The organism is Acinetobacter sp. 742879 (genome assembly GCF_000588535.1).
GTDB lineage: Bacteria > Pseudomonadota > Gammaproteobacteria > Pseudomonadales > Moraxellaceae > Acinetobacter > Acinetobacter pittii.
In genome coordinates, this window is sequence record NZ_JFYC01000003.1 from 25,613 (window position 1) to 44,309 (window position 18,697).

An 18,697-nucleotide genomic window follows, 5' to 3' on the forward strand; every position below is an offset into this window, starting at 1 on the left:
ATTCTCTTGAACTATCAAACCATTGCGCTAGCTAAACAAACTACTCCACTTATTCCTAAAAGAATCCCCAAAATGGTAGGCCATTTTAATTTTTCTTTATATAAAATCACTCCGCTTAAAATTCCCAATAACACAACAAGAATATTCATGCTCGCAAAAACAATTGCAGGAGAATCTTTTAAAAGAATATGAGCTTTTACATATAAAGCAATATTTGAAAAATTGAGTATTCCTAATATTAACCCAGCTATCGTACTTTTAAACTGCCACTTTTGAGTCTTCTGTAGCAATAAATATGAAATCGACAATATAAAAGCAGTAATAAAAATAAGATTTAAAGTAAGTGTAAACTGCAGACCTAAACTACTTGTATATTTCAAGAGAATATCTACTGCTGCATAACCACACCATACACTTAAAAGAGCAAAGATCGCTTTTCGAGATTGGTGATTTGCTGAAGAACTTATTTGCCCAAATAATACGAGTAAGACCGCACAAATCCCTAGGCCTACACCCCACAGTTTTAAGGTATTAAATTGTTCATGAAAAAAGAAATATGCCGCAAGTAAGGAAAGAACAACTGAAAGACGCTGTGCAAGTTCGGTTCTCACAATTCCTGCATACTCTAATGATTTAGCAAGACATAAAAAAATACTAGGTAAAATTATTCCTAAAGCAAAGATTAACCACCAAGGAGTATGTTGTATTGAAACATGTTGAATATCAGGCTGAAACCACCAAAAACAAAGAAGACTTGCGCTTGCATAGTTCCATGCAATCATTTGTAGTGGTTGATAACCTTTTCTCTTTAAATTTTTTAATAGGATAGATACCAAGACGCTGCTAAAAGCAGCAGCTAATATTAATAGCATTCATTAAAGCCCTATTTATTTAAATAAAATTAGTCATCATGGCAGATCATTCTCCATGACCAGTTAAATATTCTGAATCAACTTTTAAATACACATAAAAAAACCAGTCATTGTCTGACTGGTTTCTTTTTTAAGATTTCAATTAACGATTATTTTCGTCGTCTTGACCATCTTCAAATTTAGAATCGTTGTCAAAACCACCTTGATGACCACCGAAACCACCTTGACCACCGAAACCGCCTTGACCACCGAAGCCACCTTGACCACCGAAGCCACCTTGACCACCGAAGCCACCTTGACCACCGAAGCCACCTTGAGCGCCACCGAAGCCGCCTTGAGCGCCACCGAAGCCACCGCCTTGACCTCCGCCAAAGCCGCTACCTTGACCACCAAAACCGCCTTGAGTGCCGCCTTGTGCTGGGAAGCCTGTACCTTGAGCGCCTGCTGGACGAGGGTTACGTGCTGGAACAACAGTTGAAATCGCGTGTTTGTAAACCATTTGACTTACAGTATTTTTTAATAAAACAACATATTGGTCAAAAGATTCAATATGACCCTGTAATTTAATACCGTTCACAAGGAAAATAGAAACAGGGATACGTTCTTTACGGAGAGAATTTAAGAACGGATCTTGTAAAGTTTGACCTTTAGACATTTTTAACTCCAAAAAAAATTTTTAAATCAGCGCAAAAAAACTATCTTTATTTTTCAACTAAAAATTATAAAAAGACAGTGTGCAAATTTTGCTTTATCCATAAGAGTTTCGCAAGTCTTCTTTCGCCTGCTTTATCGTCAAGTAAGTTTTAAAATCGTGTATTTCTTGCAAAGAACGTAACCACGTATATTGACGTTTGGCAAGTTGTCGTGTTGCAAATAAAGCTTTATCCTCCATTTCACGTTTACTTTTGAGACTTAGATCACTTTTTAATAGAAATTCTAGTGCTTGTCGATAACCCACCGAACGCATTGAGGGTAAATTTTCATCTAAATCGTATTTTTCAATTAGAGATTCAACTTCACTCAAAAAACCGATATCCCACATTTTGCTTAATCTTTGCTCAATGCGTTGATGTAATTCTACCCGATCCGGAAGTAAAGCGTAGTTATGAAATATGTATCGATATGGTACGTTTTTTGGTTGTTCTGCCTGCAATTTAGTAATTGGTTCACCCGTAATTTTATAAACTTCCAGTGCCCGAATAATTCTTTGCTTATCAGTTACATTAAACTTTATAGCGGCAGCAGGATCTACAGAAACCAACTCATCATAAACTGCCTGCCATCCTTCATTTAGAGCCTTTTCTTCAATGGCTGCCCGAACTTGAGTATCAGCACTTGGTAAATTACCAGACAATCCTTCTAACAGTGCCTTGAAATATAACATTGTCCCTCCTACTAAAATAGGAGTTTTGCCACGTGAATGCATTTCATCAATCAATTTACATGCATCTTCAACAAACTGAGCAGCTGAATAGACTTCCAGAGGAGTAATAATATCAATAAGATGATGAGGATAGAGTTCTTGCTCTTCACGAGTTGGTTTAGCCGTACCAATATCCATATCTTTATAGACAAGAGCGGAATCAACAGAAATTAGCTCAAAATTTCCACGCTCGTATAATTCACATGCCAAAGCGGTTTTTCCGCTCGCAGTTGGTCCCATTAAATTGATGACGGGCAATTGATTTGACATGTAAAACTACTCTCCTCGAGCAAATAATTTATCTAATTGAGATAATGGGAATGCACGCCAAGTTGGCCGCCCATGGTTACATTGGCTCGCAAATTCGGTTTGTTCCATTTGACGAAGTAAAGCATTCATTTCTGAAAGACTAAGTTGTCGATGTGCACGTACGGCTCCATGACATGCCATTCCAGCTAACAACTCATCTCTTTTTTGAAGTAATCCTTGTGCTTCATCATTTGGATCTAAATCATTTAAAAGCTCTGGAATAAGATTTTCAAAATCAGCTTTTTGTAATATGGCTGGCACACCGCGAACAATAACTTGCTCATCACCATATAAATCAATTTCCAGACCTAAGCGCTCGAGCTGAGGTTTTAACTCCTCTAACCTAACGGCTTGCATACGGCTAATGGAAATCACCTTAGGTATAAGCAATTGCTGAGATGTCCAAAATTCAGGTTTATCCCAAGCGTTTTTCATTTGCTGTAATAAAATACGTTCATGTGCCGCATGCATATCAACAATAATAAGCCCTTCGGTATTCTGCGCTAAAATATAAATTCCATGCAGTTGAGCAATTGCGATACCTAACGGAAATTCATCTACTTTAGCAACTGGCTCAACATCCTCATTTACCGAAAAACTAGTAGGTTGGTCGCGAAGTGGGGCTAAATAAGTTTTTAAAGCATTATTTAATTGAGCAGAACCATTATATTTTGGTGTTTGATCTGCATAGTGAACAGCTTGCGGACGACTAGCGTTAAAATCGGTTAATAATTCTGTCGGTGCATGCTGAGTTCGTGCTTCACTGTCTGAATTTAAAGTTTCATTTGCGCGGTGCAATGAAAATTGTTCTTGATATTTGGGCAGTGGCTGCACTGAATAATCTGAGCTTTCATCTGCTTTCATCGCTTGAGCTAGATCAGCACTCGCTGTCTGAAATTGTGCGAGAGTTTCTTTTGCATAATGTCTTACAAACTCATGCACTTCTCTTTGATTTAAAAATCGAATCTCATGTTTAGTAGGATGGACATTGACATCAATATTTTCAGGGTCAACTTCTAAAAAAAGTAAATAAGATGAATGTTGATGACCATGTAAAATACCGTCATAGGCCATGCGTAGCGCATGCGAAATCGTTTTATCTTTGACAATACGACCATTTACATAGACATATTGCATATCAGCCTGTGCACGTGCATCTGAAGGATGACCAAGCCAACCTGATAAACGCATACTAATACTTTCAGCATCAATCCAATATGCATTTTGAACAAATTGTGAGCCTAATAATTGCTGAACTCGCTGAAAACGTAGCTCTCCGCTATCCGCTATAGGTAAATTAATTCTTATATTATCATTATGTTCAAGCACAAAACGTATATCGAAATGTGTTAGGGCTAGACGGCGAACAATCTCTTCAATATGACCAAATTCTGTAGTTGGTTTTTTTAAGAATTTACGGCGTGCAGGAACATTAAAAAATAAATCCTGAACACGAATATGGGTGCCCTTTTGCGCTGCAACAGCTTGTACTTCTTGATGATCAAATGCTGTACCGTTTACTTCAACTTGATGACCAATACCACTTTCATCTTGGCTACTGGTCAAAGTCAATCTTGAGACAGCAGCAATCGAAGCTAAGGCTTCCCCACGGAACCCCAAACTCACAATCGCATGTAAATCTTCAGCAGTTTTAATCTTACTTGTGGCATGACGCATGACAGCAAGCGCTAAATCATCCGGATGAATACCATGCCCATTATCAATGATTTCGATTAAAGTCGAACCACCTTGAGCAATCCGTACAATCAGCTCAGTTGCACCTGCATCAATTGAGTTTTCTAATAATTCTTTGACCACAGAAGAAGGACGCTCAATCACCTCACCTGCTGCAATCTGGTTCGCTAACGCTGCGTCTAATGTATGAATACGACGTTGTGTTAGCTTTTCATCAGTCATGAAGCTGTTCCTGCAAAGTCTGGTATAAATTTTCTGTTGGTAAAGTTAAGGTTACTAAACGAGTCAACTCATCATCTGACTTTTGAATGTCAATGATGATATCGGCTTTTGGGATTTTATTACCACCTTTAGAGGGCCATTCAAATAAAAATAACGCATCTGTGATATCTAAATAATCACGGATTCCCATTAATTCAAGTTCATAGGGATCATTCAAACGATATAAGTCAAAATGAAAAATTTCTTTATCATTAATTTTATATGGTTCAACGAGCGTATAAGTTGGGCTTTTAACAGAACCTTTATGGCCCAAAGCTTGCAAGAAATAACGCGTAAGTGTGGTTTTACCCGCACCTAAGTCCCCAATTAAATAAATTACACCCGACTGAACATGCTGCGCCAAAGCTCGAGCTAGACGCTCAGTATCTTCTTCATGATTTAAGACCAATTTCAATGAATACGACATAGCACACATAACATGATTCAAAATAATCGATATGATAACATTGCCCTGCCTTAAAAGCCTACTTAAGCCCTAGAAGTTGGCTTTTTTTATATCAATTTTCTTACATATTTACACTTTTTTATGTCTAGTCCGAACGAATTTCTGCCGCCCATGATTGATGGAGTAAGTGCGAGTCAAGTCTATCTTCCTCCACAAAAAGATACTCAAACGATTTATGAGTATCTATGTGGTCACTTTGCACATATTAGAACAGATGAGTGGAAGCAAAGATTTCAGGACGGCCTTATATATGCCGCAAATGGAGATAAATTAACTTTAACCAGTCCCTATGTAGGCAACACCCATATTTTTTATTATCGCTTTCTTGCATATGAACCACATGTGCCTTTTGAGCATCAAATTTTATTTGAGAATGATGATCTACTGGTGATCGATAAACCCCATTTTTTAACTATTAGCCCGACTGGACAATATGTTCAAGAAACGCTTTTAGTGCGGCTAAAAAAACAAACAGGAAATGAATTTTTAACCCCTATTCATCGTCTAGATCGTGAAACTGCTGGTATTGTTCTATTTTGCAAACGGGTTGAGTCGCGTGGTCTTTACCAACAATTATTTGCAGAGCGCCAAGTCAATAAAATTTATCACGCTGTTGCACCTTATAAAAAAGATTTAAATTTTCCTCAGACATTACACTTGCATTTAGATAAAGGTCATCCTTTTTACACTATGCAAGTTATAGAAAATGCAAAAGCCAATACCCAGACTGATATTGAGCTTATCGAGCATAACCAGATTTGGGCAAAATATCGCTTAACACCGACAACGGGCAAACAGCACCAACTTCGCGTGCATCTTAATTACTTAGAAATTCCGATTAAAAATGATCCATTTTATCCCGTAGTTCAGCACAAAGCTGACGATGACTTCTCGGAACCATTACAGCTTCTGGCTAAGCATATTTCATTTACAGACCCCCTCACAAAAGAGGGAATGTCTTTTAATTCCGAGTTTGAATTGACATTGTAATGTAATCGTAATGACAAAAAGATTATTTTTTATGCCGAAAAGCATTGAAATTACATTGCGATGGTTTAAAATAAATTCCTAAAAATTAAAATCATTTGGTTTTGTTATTCATGCGAAAAACAGAAGTTTATCAGGTTCGACTTGACTCCCAAGAAAAAAAGCAGGCTTTTGCTGTTTTTAAACAACTGGGAATTACCCCTGCCCAAGCAGTACGACTTTTTTTTAAACAGGTCGTATTAACTAAATCTATTCCTTTTGCGATCGAAAATCAGAATATTAATATGGAACAATTATTAAAACTGAGAAAAGCAAAAGCATCTTCATTAAACCCAAATTCATCAACTTTAGCTGAAGATGATGACCATGAAGATCTATTTGAAGAACTTAATGCACTTCTTGGTGAAAGCGACAAAACTTAACACTGTTGCATTTATAAACAAGTTTTAACGTCAAAAAGCTCTTTTTTTCGTTATGCTCTCTTTGTAAAAACATAATGATAAGTTACAAGGAGTGCCAAATGATCGTTAGACGAGCGACTTTTGAAGACTTAGAGCAACTCGCCGTTTTATTTGATGAATATCGCCAATTTTATGGGGCCTCTTCTAATTTTAATGAATCCCTTCACTTCCTAAAACAACGTTTTGAGAATAGAGAAAGTGTGTTCTTCATTCATATTAAAGACGATAAAATTACGGGTTTTATTTTACTCTATTTAGGTTTTTCTTCAGTTGCTTGTTCCACTTATTATATTTTAGATGATGTATATGTTACGCCCGTTTTTCGTCGTCAAGGTTCTGCTAAACAGCTAATCGATACAGCAATCTTATTTGCAAAGCAAGAGAATGCTTTGCGGATTAGTTTGGAAACTCAAAGTAACAATCATGAATCTCATCGCCTATATGAACAAATGGGATTTATTCGAGATAGTGAGTTCCAAACCTTCCATTGTTTTCTCAAATGATATTTTGAGCGAGCTGTTTTTGTTGTTCAGATAAATAAACCCATTCTCCATCTTCAAGTTCAGGTAAAACCAATTGCCCGACTTGATGGCGATGTAATGCTTCTACCTTATTTCCCACAGCTGCAATCATTCTTTTTACTTGATGATAAACACCTTGATGAATCGTCATGGTTAATTGATGCGTTTCTAATATCGCTACATCCGTTGCAGCGAAAACACCTTTTTCCTGATGTAGGCTTACACCTTGGCTCAGCATTTCAATTTGCTCTGGTGTAACCGGATCTATAGTCGTAACATGATAAACCTTTGGAACATGCTTACGGGGATGAGTTAAAGCTTGAAGATATTTACCGTCATCAGTAAGTAAAAGTAAGCCTGTTGTATCTTGATCTAGACGGCCAATGGCTTGCACACCACGTTGAATCATAATTTCGGGTAAAAGGCTAAATACGCTTTGATGATGGTGAGGTTGGTGTGAACATTCAAAACCTTTCGGTTTCTTTAACGCAAGGTAAACTTTTTCTCGATATTGATAAGTTTCCCCAAAAAGAGAAAATTCTAAATTTTCTGGAGAGAATTGCTTTTTAAGGTCACTTACAACCTCTCCATCAATACTTACAGATCCGTTTTTTATTAACTGCTGACAATATTTACGAGAACCAAACCCTTGTGATTGTAAAATTTTTTCCAGCAGCATGAAGTTTTCTCATTAGAACTAAGCTGTTATTTTAACGTAGTTTCCATTTTTTACTAAACACTACTCGCTACTGTTTTCATCTACTTGAACTAGCTCGCAACCTTACTCTTCAACGACTCGATAAATATTTTCGTTCTGTTCGCTTTCAAATAATAATTCTGTAGTAGGCAAAATAATTTCATTATCAACAATAATATGCTCAATACGTTGGCTTAGTTTTAAAGATTCATTTTCATGTTCCACTAAATTTTTCTTTAGTTGTGCTTTTGCATCATGAATCTTATCAAACTGATCTTTGATCTTGATATCTATAATGTCCATAAAAATATCCCGTACTCATGAGTAATGATTATTTTTATATCATAATTTTTAAACACTATAATTTTTAACTTGTTAATTTATATAACATTGTGTCCAAGCGTAACCAAAAATTAAAACTCCTTATCATTGAGAGATATACACTCAATTTTTAATTAAGAAGAGCTGAAATCAGCTGTATCTTTTAAAGCTTTCACATTCCAACTCTTAAATATTATACAATTCCATTTATTTATAACGCCCTCCGCTCGCCATGCTTGCCCAATTTGATGTTAATTTAGTTGTTCTACTCGTTCTGCTTGTCTGCGGCTTATTAAGTCAAAATGCAGCTGTAACTATTGCAGCAGGTGTATTGATTGTCGTTAAAATCACACCATTAAATGAGTTTTTCCCTTATATTCAAGCTCATGGTCTTAATTTAGGAATTCTTATTTTAACCATTGGCGTACTCACTCCAATTGCCAGTGGGAAACTCAGTGGAGAGAGTATTTTAAAATCCTTTATTAGTGTTAAGTCTATTATGGCTATCGCAATTGGCCTGTTAGTCGCCTGGCTAGGTGGTCGCGGAGTAAAACTAATGTCGAGCCAACCTGACGTGGTTGCAGGTTTACTCATTGGTACAGTTGCTGGCGTCGCCTTACTCCGTGGTGTACCAGTCGGTCCTCTAATTGCAGCAGGCTTACTCTCTTTATTTATTGGCAAATAAAAAATCAACATGAAAAAGGTGCAATAAAGCACCTTTTTAAGACTTAGGCTAAATTATTTTTTAGCCAGAATAATAGGCGTTTCGTTTTAAAGAGAACTTTTCCAACTGCTTTAAAAAGCCTTCAAAATAACTTTTCTCTTTTTCTTCAGTTCGGTAGCCTGCATATAAAGTTCGTCTTAAACCTGTAGGAGAAACACAATCTAAACGACGACTAGTAACCCATCCCTTTTGTTCATATTCATTGACTACCCAATCAGGTAAAGCAGCAATACCTCGTCCACTTGCAACGAGTTGAATAAGCATTTGAGTTAAATCTGTTATCCGTATTTGTTTAGGCTGAATATTCGCGGGGATGAAAAGTTTAGACATAATATCTAAACGGTGCTTATCAACCGGATAAGTAATTAAAACTTCTTCGGCCAACTCTTGAACTGTAATATTTTCAGCCCGCACCAAAGGGTGAGTATTTGATAAGACTAACCGTGACTCATATTCAAAAATCGGAAAATACTCAATTCCTTTTAACGCAATTGGATCAGCTGTAATCAGTAAATCAAATTCTGCATTTTGTAAGAGTTCATGCGGATTGGCTTCAAAACCTGATGCAAAGTCTAAATCGACGTCAGGATATTGCTGGCGATACTGATTTAATAAAGGCATTAACCAGTCAAAGCAACTATGGCATTCCGATGAAAAAATAATTCTACCTGTCTGTCCATGCACAATGCGTGTGATATCACTATGTGTAATCTGGATTTGTGGTAAAACATCATCAGCCAATTTTAATAAGCGCTGTCCAACATTAGAAAAACTAACAGGTCTACTTCGACGATTAACTACTTCCACCCCGTACCAATGATCTAATTCTTTTAATTGATGGGAAATAGCAGATGGCGTCAAACAAAGGTCATTAGCTGCGGAAACTAATGAACCATGCTCACGTAAAGCAACTAAAGTTTTAAGGTGGCGTATTTCTAACATGGGCCCAAGCCTAAAAAACAGATTTATCTATAAATGGATAAAGCTCATCTTTGCTTTTCCATAAAACTTTCGACAAATCTTTATTAATGAATTTTATTCACTTTAACATAAAATTAGTTAGTTTGTCTCAACATGAATTTTATTTCATTATCTTTTACTTGCAATGAATTTTTGTTTCCTCTGAAACTAAAGTGAAATTAAACGTTTTAATGAAGTTTTTTTAATGAGTAAGAATATGAAAACTAAAAATAGGCCTAATAAAGACCTATTTTTTAAAACACTAAAAACTATTGCGCTAAAACATTTAAGCTAATAATCGTATAGCTCTGATCTTTAGGTTTTAATTTCAAATTTAGAGGAGCTGTTACTTCTACTAGGTACTCTCCAACTTTTGGAAACGTAAGTTCGACTTGACCGTTGCCTCCCGCCTTAAACTGCTGCGCTTGCTTGTCAGTTGCACCCTTTTCTCTTAAATTCACTTCAGCATAAGCTAAAGGATGTCCTTTTTCAGTTATGGTTAATTTAACAGGTTGAACAGCTTTAATCTGGTTAGGATGTACAGAGAAACTAACTTTAATCGGTGTATTCGGAAGTTGAATATCTGAAACTTTTCCTTTAGAAAGATAACTCTGCAATATCCACTCACGTGTTACTTGTTCTGTTTTAATTGTTTTTGTTTTAAGGTCAGTCGGAATCAAATATTCACGTTCTGCTTTCGGTGGAGCTTTATCAGCTGGCATATCAAAAAATAAATGCCATGCTTTTTGGTCGTATACATATTTCAAAGGATAACTTGCCTGAGTTTGAACAATGTATGTGCCTTCTTCAGGTAGATCTACATCAAAAACAGTAGCAGACTTATGCAGGGCTTCTGAATTGATGGTTTTAAGCTCATTTTTAGGTGTAATTACAGTAAGCTTAGCATCCTTTAAAGCATATTCACTATTTAATGCTTCTTCCGCATAACCAGCAATTACGGGTACTTGAGTCTGTTCAGTTTTATAAGCTACAGGAGCTACATAAGGTTCATGAGCAAAGCCTGTTGTACATATCAATGCAAGTGACGTCATTAGAAATCTATTCATTATTACAAAATCCTGTTATACGCAAAGTTAAAAATTTCAGACAAAATATAAGCGGATATAGTATACACAAATAAAAATAATTCTTATTATCATTAATAAATTTAATTTTACTAAAAAAGAAATACGCAAACTTTCCCTCAATATTTTAGTTTTTTATTATTCTGTTCTCTTTTCCCTTATACTCCTCTTTTTGTGTCTTCCTTTAACTTATTATGGCGTCCCCGCAATCTCCTCTTTCCACACCTCAACATTACTCTCTCTTTTTAGCAATCTTCTCACTCGCTGTAGGTGGTTTTTGTATTGGAACCACTGAATTCGTCGCAATGGGACTAATTCAGGAAATTGCAAATAATTTAAATATTACAGTACCTGAAGCTGGTCACTTTATTAGTGCTTATGCATTGGGTGTAGTTATTGGTGCTCCTATCATCGCTATTCTCGGAGCCAAAGTACCTAGAAAAACTTTATTGCTCGGCTTAATGCTGTTTTATGGTGTTGCGAATGCCTGTACTGCTTTAGCTCATACACCTGAAACTGTTCTAGTCTCACGTTTCATTGCAGGTTTACCACACGGAGCATATTTTGGAGTCGGTGCGTTAGTTGCAGCTGAACTAGCGGGTCCGTCAAGAAGAGCTTCTGCAGTTGCCCAAATGATGATGGGCCTTACGGTGGCAACAGTAATTGGAGTTCCTCTAGCAACTTGGTTAGGCCAAAACTTTGGTTGGAGAGCAGGTTTTGAGTTTTCAGCAACTATTGCTTTCGTCACTTTAATTGCTGTAGGCTTCTTTGTACCCAATATCCCAGTTCAAGCTACTGCCAGTATAAAAACTGAATTAGCTGGCCTTAAAAATATCAACATGTGGTTAACACTAGCAGTGGGTGCAATCGGTTTTGGAGGCATGTTTTCAGTTTATAGCTATGTCTCACCAATTTTGACTGAATACACAGAAGTTAATATCCAAATCGTTCCTATCGCTTTAGCTATCTGGGGTATAGGTATGGTTATTGGTGGTTTAGCGGCAGGATGGCTTGCAGATAAGAACCTCAACAAAACTATAGTGGGTGTATTAATTAGCTCAGCTATCGCTTTTGTTGTCGCTAGTTTTTTAATGAGTAATATCTATACTGCCATCGCATCTTTATTCTTAATTGGTCTCACGGTAATGGGGTTAGGTGGAGCATTACAAACTCGTCTAATGGATGTCGCAGGTGACGCCCAAACTTTAGCTGCCTCACTCAACCACTCTGCATTTAATATGGCCAATGCATTAGGTGCATTCTTAGGGGGCTGGGTACTCAGCCACCAAATGGGTTGGATCGCTCCAATCTGGGTAGGTTTTGTTTTAAGCCTTGGCGGTCTGATTATTTTACTTATCGCATTTGCAGTAGAAAAAGCTAACAAAAAAGCTTAATTAAAGAAAAGGCTAACTTATTACTTCTAATCAGTTAACTTTCCACCACAGTGCGGGCAATAACATTTTTTCTCTCGAACCGTCTCTTCTTCCTCTAATACTTTTTCACGCATAATTTGAATAATCAGGTTATGCGCTTGCTCTTTTGGCAATCCTACTTTTTGACGGACCCGCTCTATTTCAATTTCATCATGTAAAATATCAATACCTCGTGCTTGAAGTAGCTCACGAAACTCTTGCTCTAGTCTCTGATTCCGTTGATTAAGCTCATTTGCAAGTCCAGACGCCAAAATACCAGCAGGCAATGCTGCAATACCCACACCTAAAATAGTAATAAGCGCCCCTAATAACTTTCCTAGGCTAGTTACAGGAGTGACATCGCCATACCCCACTGTAGTTAAGGTAACCACTGCCCACCACATAGATTTAGGTATTGAACTAAAAGCTTCTGGCTGAGCTTTGTTTTCAACCACATAAATTCCAGAAGCAGTCATAATAATCATGATAATTAAAATAAAGATAACTGCTTGAAAAGAGCCCTTCTCACGTTTAATCACGCATAACAATATCTGTAGCGAGATAAAATAACGTGTTAATTTTAATAAACGAAGTAAACGTAAAATCCGAAGCATACGAAGATCGATTCGTACAAAGAAATTCAGGTAAGCTGGCAAAATTGCCATCAAATCAATAATTGCTTCCCCACTTTTCATCCAATTCAAGCGAGTTTTCCATGCGGATTGTGTCGTATCTCGATCTGCAACACTCCACAACCTTAATAAATACTCAATACTAAAAATTGCGATTGAAACATTCTCAAAGTAGTCAAACCAAATACGATAATTTGAGTACAAATCATTTACCGTTTCCAATAAAACAGCAGCAACGTTACCAATAATTAAAATAACTAAAAAATAGTTAATGCATTTACTTACCGTCGTTTCATAGTCATGGTTGTGAAGATTATTATAAAAAAACTTACGTAATCCCTTCCAAGCTGAATTATGCATATTGATCTGACCACTTAATATTGTAGATATAGTAAGCTCATCGCCTCTATTCACCAATATAGTCTTTAACAATTTTTGTTTTACTTACCCCAAGATTTAAGCCTTAATTTTTTTCATCAATTCGTGGCTACACATCGAAATTCATTCTCTTCCCACCACATCACATCGAAGATGCCTGGATGCGATTTTAAGATAATATTTATATAATTTTGCAACACCATAATATGATGAGTAATATCAATTTTTCTAAATAGAAATTTTCTTAAAATCGGAGTATTTGGAGAAATAAAAATTGCGAATCCATTACTATATTCTTCATAAACACTAATTCCGAGATACATTGTTATTTCAGCTAAGGGAATCTCAATTTCCCACCCCCAGCTTTCACTATATAACTCTACATTTAAATGATATCTATTCTTTAATATACTAAAAATATATTGTGCAATATCTTCAGTTTTTTGAACTAAAATACCACCTTCATCAGCATAAGTTTTTTGGTCATATAATTGATAATCATCAAATTTAAATTCAACAATTGTCTTTAGCATTCTTAAGTTCCCTATATAAAATACTCATATTTTTTTTAATTATTTTCAAGTTCGTTCAAATATTTTAAAACAAAAATCAATTTAATATCTAGAGTAATATTTATTTTTACATTTTCATTAAATAAAATTTGATCTATTTATTATTTTCTAAGTCTAATAATTTACAAAGTCTCATTTAAAATAAAAAAGAGCTGAATAATCAGCTCCTTTTTTGTACTAAATCGACGTATTAAGTCAATTGAGCAGCTTGGATTTTTTTAGTATCAACTTGATCAGCTTCTTTAGTATATTCGCTCATCTTGTCGAAGTTTAAGTATTTGTAGATGTCAGCAGAAGCGCTGTCGATTTGCGATGCGTACTGTTGATATTCTTCTGGGCTTGGTAATTTACCAAGAACCGCAGCTACAGATGCAAGCTCAGCAGACGCCAAGTAAACGTTTGCGCCTTGACCTAAACGGTTCGGGAAGTTACGAGTAGAAGTCGATACACAAGTTGTGTTCGGCGCTACACGTGCTTGGTTACCCATACATAATGAACAGCCCGGCATCTCTGTACGTGCACCAGCACGGCCATAGATGTTGTACAAACCTTCTTCCATTAATTGGTGCTCGTCCATACGAGTTGGTGGAGCCAACCATAAACGAGTAGACAATGAACCACCAGGTACTTTGTCAAGTAACTGACCAGCTGCACGGAAGTGACCGATGTTAGTCATACAAGAACCGATGAATACTTCATCAATCTTGTCGCCTTGAACGTCAGAAAGAAGTTTCGCGTCATCTGGATCGTTCGGGCAACAAAGAATTGGTTCTTTGATGTCAGCTAGATCGATTTCGTAAACTTTTAGGTATTCTGCATCAGCATCAGCTTTTAACAAGCTTGGGTTATCTAACCACTTCTGCATGTTTTCAGCACGACGAGCAAGTGTACGTGCATCGCCATAACCTTCTGCGATCATCCACTTCAACATCGTGATGTTAGAACGTAGGTATTCAGCAACTTTCTCTTCAGAAAGTGTGATTGAACAGCCAGCAGCAGAACGTTCAGCTGACGCATCAGAAAGTTCGAATGCTTGCTCAACAGTCAAGTCATTTTCCATTTCTGATAAATCGATCTCAAGGATACGACCAGAGAAGATATTTTTCTTACCTTTCTTCTCTACAGTTAAATCACCCGCTTGAATTGCGTAGTAAGGAATTGCATGTACAAGGTCACGTAAAGTGATACCAGGTTGCATTTTACCTTTGAACTTAACAAGTACAGACTCTGGCATGTCAAGTGGCATAACACCAGTTGCTGCTGCGAACGCAACAAGACCAGAACCCGCTGGGAATGAAATACCGATTGGGAAACGAGTATGTGAGTCACCACCAGTACCTACTGTATCTGGAAGTAACATACGGTTTAACCAAGAGTGGATAATACCATCGCCTGGACGTAAAGATACACCACCACGGTTCATGATGAAGTCAGGTAATGTATGGTGAGTTGTTACGTCAACTGGTTTTGGATACGCAGCAGTGTGACAGAAAGACTGCATTACTAAGTCAGCTGAGAAGCCCAAGCACGCTAAGTCTTTTAACTCGTCACGAGTCATTGGACCTGTTGTATCTTGAGAACCAACAGTTGTCATTTTAGGTTCACAGTAAGTTCCTGGACGGATACCTTGACCTTCTGGTAAACCACATGCACGGCCAACCATTTTTTGAGCTTGTGTGAAGCCTTTACCAGTGTCAGCAGGTTGTACTGGTGTACGGAACAATGTAGATGGTGCAAGACCTAATTCTTCACGTGCTTTAGCAGTTAAACCACGACCAATGATCAAGTTAATACGACCACCAGCACGTACTTCGTCTAAAAGTACAGGAGTTTTAAGTTCTGCTTCAGAGATTTGTACGCCATCTTTAAAAGCAGTTACTTTTGCAGCAGCATGGTCAATCTTCAATACTACTTCGTCGCCCATGTTCATGTTAGCAACGTCGATTTCTACAGGTAATGCACCTGCATCTTCCATAGTGTTGAAGAAAATTGGAGCGATCTTAGAACCTAAGCACACACCACCGTCTTTTTTGTTTGGAATGTGTGGAAGTTCATCACCAAAGAACCAAAGAACAGAGTTAGTTGCAGATTTACGGCTTGAACCTGTACCAACAACATCACCAACGTAAGCAACTTGATTGCCTTTCGCGATAAGTTCTTTAATTTGGCTTAATGGACCAACTTCACCTGGTTTTTCAGGGTTGATACCATCACGCTCGTTTTTCAACATTGCATTTGCATGTAATGGGATGTCTGGACGGCTCCAAGCATCTTGAGCTGGAGACAAGTCATCAGTGTTTGTTTCACCAGTTACTTTGAACACAGTGATTTTGATTTCTTCTGGAACGTCAGGACGGCTAGTGAACCATTCTGCTTCAGCCCAAGATTGTAAAACAGCTTTAGCAGCTTCATTACCAGCTTTTGCTTTATCTGCTACATCATGGAATGCATCAAATACAAGAAGAGTTTTCTTTAATGCTTCAGCAGCTAAGCCTGCAAGTTCAGCATTGTCAAGAAGTTCAACAAGTGGTGCTACGTTATAACCACCTAGCATAGTACCAAGTAAGTAAACTGCACGTTCTTTAGAAACGAGTGGTGAAGTTGCTTCGCCTTTTGCAATCGCTGCCAAGAACGCTGCCTTTACGTAAGCTGCTTGGTCAACACCTGCAGGAACACGGTTTTCAAGCAAATCTACCAAGAACGCTTCTTCGCCTGCTGGTGGATTTTTTAATAGTTCAACAAGCTGAGCTGTTTGAGCATCATCAAGTGGCTTCGGTGGGACTCCGAGTGCGGCACGTTCTTCAACGTGTTGGCGGTAAGCTTCTAGCACGGTGTTCATTCCTCTTTTTTTGAAAAATTACTTGCAAATTCCAGCTTTCTTAAAAGCTTCACAAGTAATATGGACTACAAAAGTTTACTAGAGTTCAAGGTAAAAGTTAATGAGCGCGGGGTGTTTCTCCGTGATGCCCATTATTTTGTATCTAAATACCTGTGTTTAAATAATGAGCATATTAGGCTAAATTGAGCTTTTTTTGAACAAATTAAGCTTTGATTGGATAGAAATTCGATAACCTCATCCACAATTAAAACGATTTATATTTTGGCATTTTGTCATGAGGGGTTGCCAAACACTCATCCATCATTTGCTTTCTAACTTTTTCTTGAATTGCTTGAGGATCTTTTGTCAGTTCTTCTTTTGGAATCGCATAAACTTTTTCAATAATATTAAGAATGAATTTTTTAGTTATCTCATCTTCAATTTTATTTGCATGCTCAACTGCCTGTGTTTTTTCAATTGCTTGCTGACGATCAAAAACAATACTTCTTGCAGCATTTCCTACGCTAGTACAAAAGCCATGCCACTGCTCTTCTGGTGTTAATGGTTTCTTTTCTGAACAACCAACAAAGAGCAAACTCATTGCAATCAATAAAATCTTTTTCATCATTTCACTACACTAATTATTGCTGTCCATATCATACGGAAAATCATCGTTTTTGCCAAAACTGCTATAAAAAACCGAGATAACAAAATCTCGGTCTTTTATATTAAGCATTAGAAATGCCAGTTTCATGATTTGGATTAATTAAAGAATTTGATATCCGTAGGTGTTGATATTTTTGCTGCATCACCAGCTGGTTTTAAGGTCCCATTTTTTTCATCAAAACGGAATAAACTTATATTATTACTATAAACATTGGTTACATATAGATATTTACCAGATGCATCGAATGAGAAAGCACGTGGTTCAATACCATTCGCTTTATAAACAACTGGCTTAGCTAGCAATCCATTCTGTTGGATTTTAAATACTAAAAGTTTGTTGTCTGCACCTCGATTGGCAGCAATCACATATTTACCATTTGGGCTAAGGATAATTCCACTCGCACTCTTAAATTCAGGTGTTTTGTCCTCGTGGATTAGTTTTAGCTCGGCCACTTTTTTCAAATGACCATCTTGCACGTTAAATGTCACAATTTCACTTCGCATTTCCGCGGTAACATACACATGTTTGCCATTTGGTGAAAAGACCATATGACGCGGGCCAGAACCATGTGTAAAAGTTACATCGCGGTTGGTATCCGCTTCAAGTGGCTGAGGCTTATTTGGGTTATAACGAAATGCATAGACTTTGTCATTTCCAAGATCGCTAGCATATAAATACTTACCATCCGGACTAAAAGTTGTGGAATGAGCATGTCCACTTTCTTGGCGACCTTTAACGTGGCCAGAACCTTCCTCAAAAACAATATTTTGTACTTTTTCGCCCAAATGACCGTTTGGCAAAATTGGCAAAACAGCTACCCCACCACGGCCTTTATCGAATGCAGAATAGTTCGACACAAACAGGAACTTACCATCTAAACTAATTGTTGCATGTGTTGGATGTCCACCATGACTATCCACTGTATTCAACACTTCCACCTTTCCATTTTGAATAGATAATGCGGTCACCGCACCTTCGTTTTCTTCATTAGTGGTATATGCAAAACGGCCATCTTTCGATTTCACAATCCAAGAAGGACTTTTCATTTTCAACACTTTAACAGGAGTTAAAGTTCCATCTTTATTCACTTGAAGCTGGTACAAGCCCTCACTGGCTTGTTTTGGTTTTTGCGCAAGCGGTGCATTAGGAATTGATGTCCATGTTCCGACTAAAGCAATTTGTTGTTGTGCAGCATTTACGGTGGAGCACGATCCAAATGACAAAAGCGTCAATGACAATGTTGCTGTTAATTTTTGAATTAGGCCACGATATTTAACGTTGATATCGTTTTCCTTGCCATTTTTAATTTCAACATAAGTATCTATATTCACTACTATATCCTTGAAAAAACCCACCTTATTTGCATTTATCAACAAGGTATATCAATCTAATTTCATTTAATGTTTCTGAAAACTAATTTATAAAACAGCAATTTT

Annotated in this window: 19 protein-coding genes; 5 read left to right on the top strand and 14 right to left on the bottom strand. The window is 37.1% G+C overall.

Annotated elements, in window-relative coordinates; translation table 11 throughout:
* Positions 1-14 precede the first annotated feature (14 nt).
* The 5 genes from J690_RS09495 to tsaE form a co-directional block, all read right to left on the bottom strand.
* Positions 15-872, bottom strand: a complete 858-nt coding sequence (locus tag J690_RS09495) for a DMT family transporter (RefSeq protein ID WP_032035468.1) — start codon at positions 870-872, stop codon at positions 15-17.
* A 142-nt stretch (positions 873-1,014) separates the two neighbouring features.
* Positions 1,015-1,527 carry an RNA chaperone Hfq gene (gene hfq, locus J690_RS09500; protein ID WP_002122267.1) on the bottom strand — a complete coding sequence of 171 codons (513 nt, stop codon included), beginning with the start codon at positions 1,525-1,527 and terminating at the stop codon, positions 1,015-1,017.
* Positions 1,528-1,620: 93 nt separating this feature from the next.
* Positions 1,621-2,565 (bottom strand): tRNA (adenosine(37)-N6)-dimethylallyltransferase MiaA, encoded by a 945-nt coding sequence (miaA, locus tag J690_RS09505; protein ID WP_032035470.1) that lies wholly within the window; start codon positions 2,563-2,565, stop codon positions 1,621-1,623.
* A 6-nt stretch (positions 2,566-2,571) separates the two neighbouring features.
* The gene (mutL, locus tag J690_RS09510; RefSeq protein WP_032035472.1) at positions 2,572-4,521 is read right to left on the bottom strand and encodes a DNA mismatch repair endonuclease MutL; all 1,950 of its coding nucleotides are present in this window, start codon (positions 4,519-4,521) and stop codon (positions 2,572-2,574) included.
* Positions 4,514-4,987, bottom strand: coding sequence for a tRNA (adenosine(37)-N6)-threonylcarbamoyltransferase complex ATPase subunit type 1 TsaE (gene tsaE, locus J690_RS09515; RefSeq protein ID WP_032035473.1), 474 nt, complete (start codon positions 4,985-4,987; stop codon positions 4,514-4,516). The genes mutL and tsaE overlap by 8 nt, the downstream gene beginning before the upstream one ends.
* 120 nt (positions 4,988-5,107) lie before the next feature.
* Here tsaE and J690_RS09520 point away from each other — a divergent pair, with 120 nt between their 5' ends.
* From J690_RS09520 to J690_RS09530, 3 genes are all read left to right on the top strand, one after another.
* On the top strand, positions 5,108-6,016 hold the full coding sequence (locus J690_RS09520; protein ID WP_032035475.1) for a pseudouridine synthase: 909 nt from the start codon (positions 5,108-5,110) through the stop codon (positions 6,014-6,016).
* A 110-nt stretch (positions 6,017-6,126) separates the two neighbouring features.
* Positions 6,127-6,435, top strand: a complete 309-nt coding sequence (locus tag J690_RS09525) for a type II toxin-antitoxin system RelB/DinJ family antitoxin (protein ID WP_032035477.1) — start codon at positions 6,127-6,129, stop codon at positions 6,433-6,435.
* A gap of 98 nt (positions 6,436-6,533) precedes the next feature.
* Positions 6,534-6,977: a GNAT family N-acetyltransferase gene (locus tag J690_RS09530; protein ID WP_002122286.1), complete on the top strand. Its 444-nt coding sequence runs from the start codon at positions 6,534-6,536 to the stop codon at positions 6,975-6,977.
* On the opposite strand, the gene J690_RS09535 is transcribed toward J690_RS09530, so the two are convergent.
* Both J690_RS09535 and J690_RS09540 read right to left on the bottom strand, forming a co-directional pair.
* Entirely contained in the window at positions 6,970-7,674 is a 705-nt protein-coding gene (locus J690_RS09535) for a pseudouridine synthase (RefSeq protein WP_032035478.1), read from the bottom strand. The genes J690_RS09530 and J690_RS09535 overlap by 8 nt on opposite strands.
* Before the next feature lie 102 nt (positions 7,675-7,776).
* Positions 7,777-7,995, bottom strand: coding sequence for a hypothetical protein (locus J690_RS09540; protein ID WP_002122273.1), 219 nt, complete (start codon positions 7,993-7,995; stop codon positions 7,777-7,779).
* Positions 7,996-8,245: 250 nt separating this feature from the next.
* On the opposite strand from J690_RS09540, the gene J690_RS09545 reads away from it, so the two are divergent.
* Positions 8,246-8,698, top strand: a complete 453-nt coding sequence (locus J690_RS09545) for a DUF441 domain-containing protein (RefSeq protein WP_017480868.1) — start codon at positions 8,246-8,248, stop codon at positions 8,696-8,698.
* 60 nt (positions 8,699-8,758) lie between these two features.
* Here the strand turns inward: J690_RS09545 and J690_RS09550 are convergent, their stop codons facing one another.
* Both J690_RS09550 and J690_RS09555 read right to left on the bottom strand, forming a co-directional pair.
* A complete protein-coding gene (locus J690_RS09550; protein ID WP_032035479.1) occupies positions 8,759-9,679 on the bottom strand; it encodes a LysR family transcriptional regulator in 921 nt (306 codons plus the stop codon).
* A gap of 287 nt (positions 9,680-9,966) precedes the next feature.
* Complete coding sequence (locus tag J690_RS09555; RefSeq protein ID WP_032005499.1) at positions 9,967-10,764, bottom strand: DUF4198 domain-containing protein; 798 nt, start codon at positions 10,762-10,764, stop codon at positions 9,967-9,969.
* A gap of 212 nt (positions 10,765-10,976) precedes the next feature.
* On the opposite strand from J690_RS09555, the gene J690_RS09560 reads away from it, so the two are divergent.
* Complete coding sequence (locus tag J690_RS09560; RefSeq protein WP_031945008.1) at positions 10,977-12,176, top strand: MFS transporter; 1,200 nt, start codon at positions 10,977-10,979, stop codon at positions 12,174-12,176.
* A 26-nt stretch (positions 12,177-12,202) separates the two neighbouring features.
* Here J690_RS09560 and J690_RS09565 read toward each other — a convergent pair whose 3' ends face one another.
* From J690_RS09565 to J690_RS09585, 5 genes are all read right to left on the bottom strand, one after another.
* The gene (locus J690_RS09565; RefSeq protein WP_032035480.1) at positions 12,203-13,186 is read right to left on the bottom strand and encodes an ion transporter; all 984 of its coding nucleotides are present in this window, start codon (positions 13,184-13,186) and stop codon (positions 12,203-12,205) included.
* Positions 13,187-13,302: 116 nt separating this feature from the next.
* On the bottom strand, positions 13,303-13,737 hold the full coding sequence (locus tag J690_RS09570; RefSeq protein ID WP_032035481.1) for a hypothetical protein: 435 nt from the start codon (positions 13,735-13,737) through the stop codon (positions 13,303-13,305).
* Between the two features lie 229 nt (positions 13,738-13,966).
* Positions 13,967-16,606 carry a bifunctional aconitate hydratase 2/2-methylisocitrate dehydratase gene (locus J690_RS09575; protein WP_032035482.1) on the bottom strand — a complete coding sequence of 880 codons (2,640 nt, stop codon included), beginning with the start codon at positions 16,604-16,606 and terminating at the stop codon, positions 13,967-13,969.
* Between the two features lie 253 nt (positions 16,607-16,859).
* Positions 16,860-17,222 carry a hypothetical protein gene (locus tag J690_RS09580; RefSeq protein ID WP_005068569.1) on the bottom strand — a complete coding sequence of 121 codons (363 nt, stop codon included), beginning with the start codon at positions 17,220-17,222 and terminating at the stop codon, positions 16,860-16,862.
* A gap of 134 nt (positions 17,223-17,356) precedes the next feature.
* Positions 17,357-18,592, bottom strand: coding sequence for a lactonase family protein (locus tag J690_RS09585; protein WP_032035483.1), 1,236 nt, complete (start codon positions 18,590-18,592; stop codon positions 17,357-17,359).
* Positions 18,593-18,697: the final 105 nt, after the last annotated feature.

What these genes read in the sequence shown, in the direction of transcription:
- J690_RS09495 (WP_032035468.1), bottom strand. Translation starts at nt 872, where the DNA reads ATGCTATTAATATTAGCTGCTGCTTTTAGCAGCGTCTTGGTATCTATC.
- hfq (WP_002122267.1), bottom strand. Translation starts at nt 1,527, where the DNA reads ATGTCTAAAGGTCAAACTTTACAAGATCCGTTCTTAAATTCTCTCCGT.
- miaA (WP_032035470.1), bottom strand. Translation starts at nt 2,565, where the DNA reads ATGTCAAATCAATTGCCCGTCATCAATTTAATGGGACCAACTGCGAGC.
- mutL (WP_032035472.1), bottom strand. Translation starts at nt 4,521, where the DNA reads ATGACTGATGAAAAGCTAACACAACGTCGTATTCATACATTAGACGCA.
- tsaE (WP_032035473.1), bottom strand. Translation starts at nt 4,987, where the DNA reads ATGTCGTATTCATTGAAATTGGTCTTAAATCATGAAGAAGATACTGAG.
- J690_RS09520 (WP_032035475.1), top strand. Translation starts at nt 5,108, where the DNA reads ATGTCTAGTCCGAACGAATTTCTGCCGCCCATGATTGATGGAGTAAGT.
- J690_RS09525 (WP_032035477.1), top strand. Translation starts at nt 6,127, where the DNA reads ATGCGAAAAACAGAAGTTTATCAGGTTCGACTTGACTCCCAAGAAAAA.
- J690_RS09530 (WP_002122286.1), top strand. Translation starts at nt 6,534, where the DNA reads ATGATCGTTAGACGAGCGACTTTTGAAGACTTAGAGCAACTCGCCGTT.
- J690_RS09535 (WP_032035478.1), bottom strand. Translation starts at nt 7,674, where the DNA reads ATGCTGCTGGAAAAAATTTTACAATCACAAGGGTTTGGTTCTCGTAAA.
- J690_RS09540 (WP_002122273.1), bottom strand. Translation starts at nt 7,995, where the DNA reads ATGGACATTATAGATATCAAGATCAAAGATCAGTTTGATAAGATTCAT.
- J690_RS09545 (WP_017480868.1), top strand. Translation starts at nt 8,246, where the DNA reads ATGCTTGCCCAATTTGATGTTAATTTAGTTGTTCTACTCGTTCTGCTT.
- J690_RS09550 (WP_032035479.1), bottom strand. Translation starts at nt 9,679, where the DNA reads ATGTTAGAAATACGCCACCTTAAAACTTTAGTTGCTTTACGTGAGCAT.
- J690_RS09555 (WP_032005499.1), bottom strand. Translation starts at nt 10,764, where the DNA reads ATGAATAGATTTCTAATGACGTCACTTGCATTGATATGTACAACAGGC.
- J690_RS09560 (WP_031945008.1), top strand. Translation starts at nt 10,977, where the DNA reads ATGGCGTCCCCGCAATCTCCTCTTTCCACACCTCAACATTACTCTCTC.
- J690_RS09565 (WP_032035480.1), bottom strand. Translation starts at nt 13,186, where the DNA reads ATGCATAATTCAGCTTGGAAGGGATTACGTAAGTTTTTTTATAATAAT.
- J690_RS09570 (WP_032035481.1), bottom strand. Translation starts at nt 13,737, where the DNA reads ATGCTAAAGACAATTGTTGAATTTAAATTTGATGATTATCAATTATAT.
- J690_RS09580 (WP_005068569.1), bottom strand. Translation starts at nt 17,222, where the DNA reads ATGATGAAAAAGATTTTATTGATTGCAATGAGTTTGCTCTTTGTTGGT.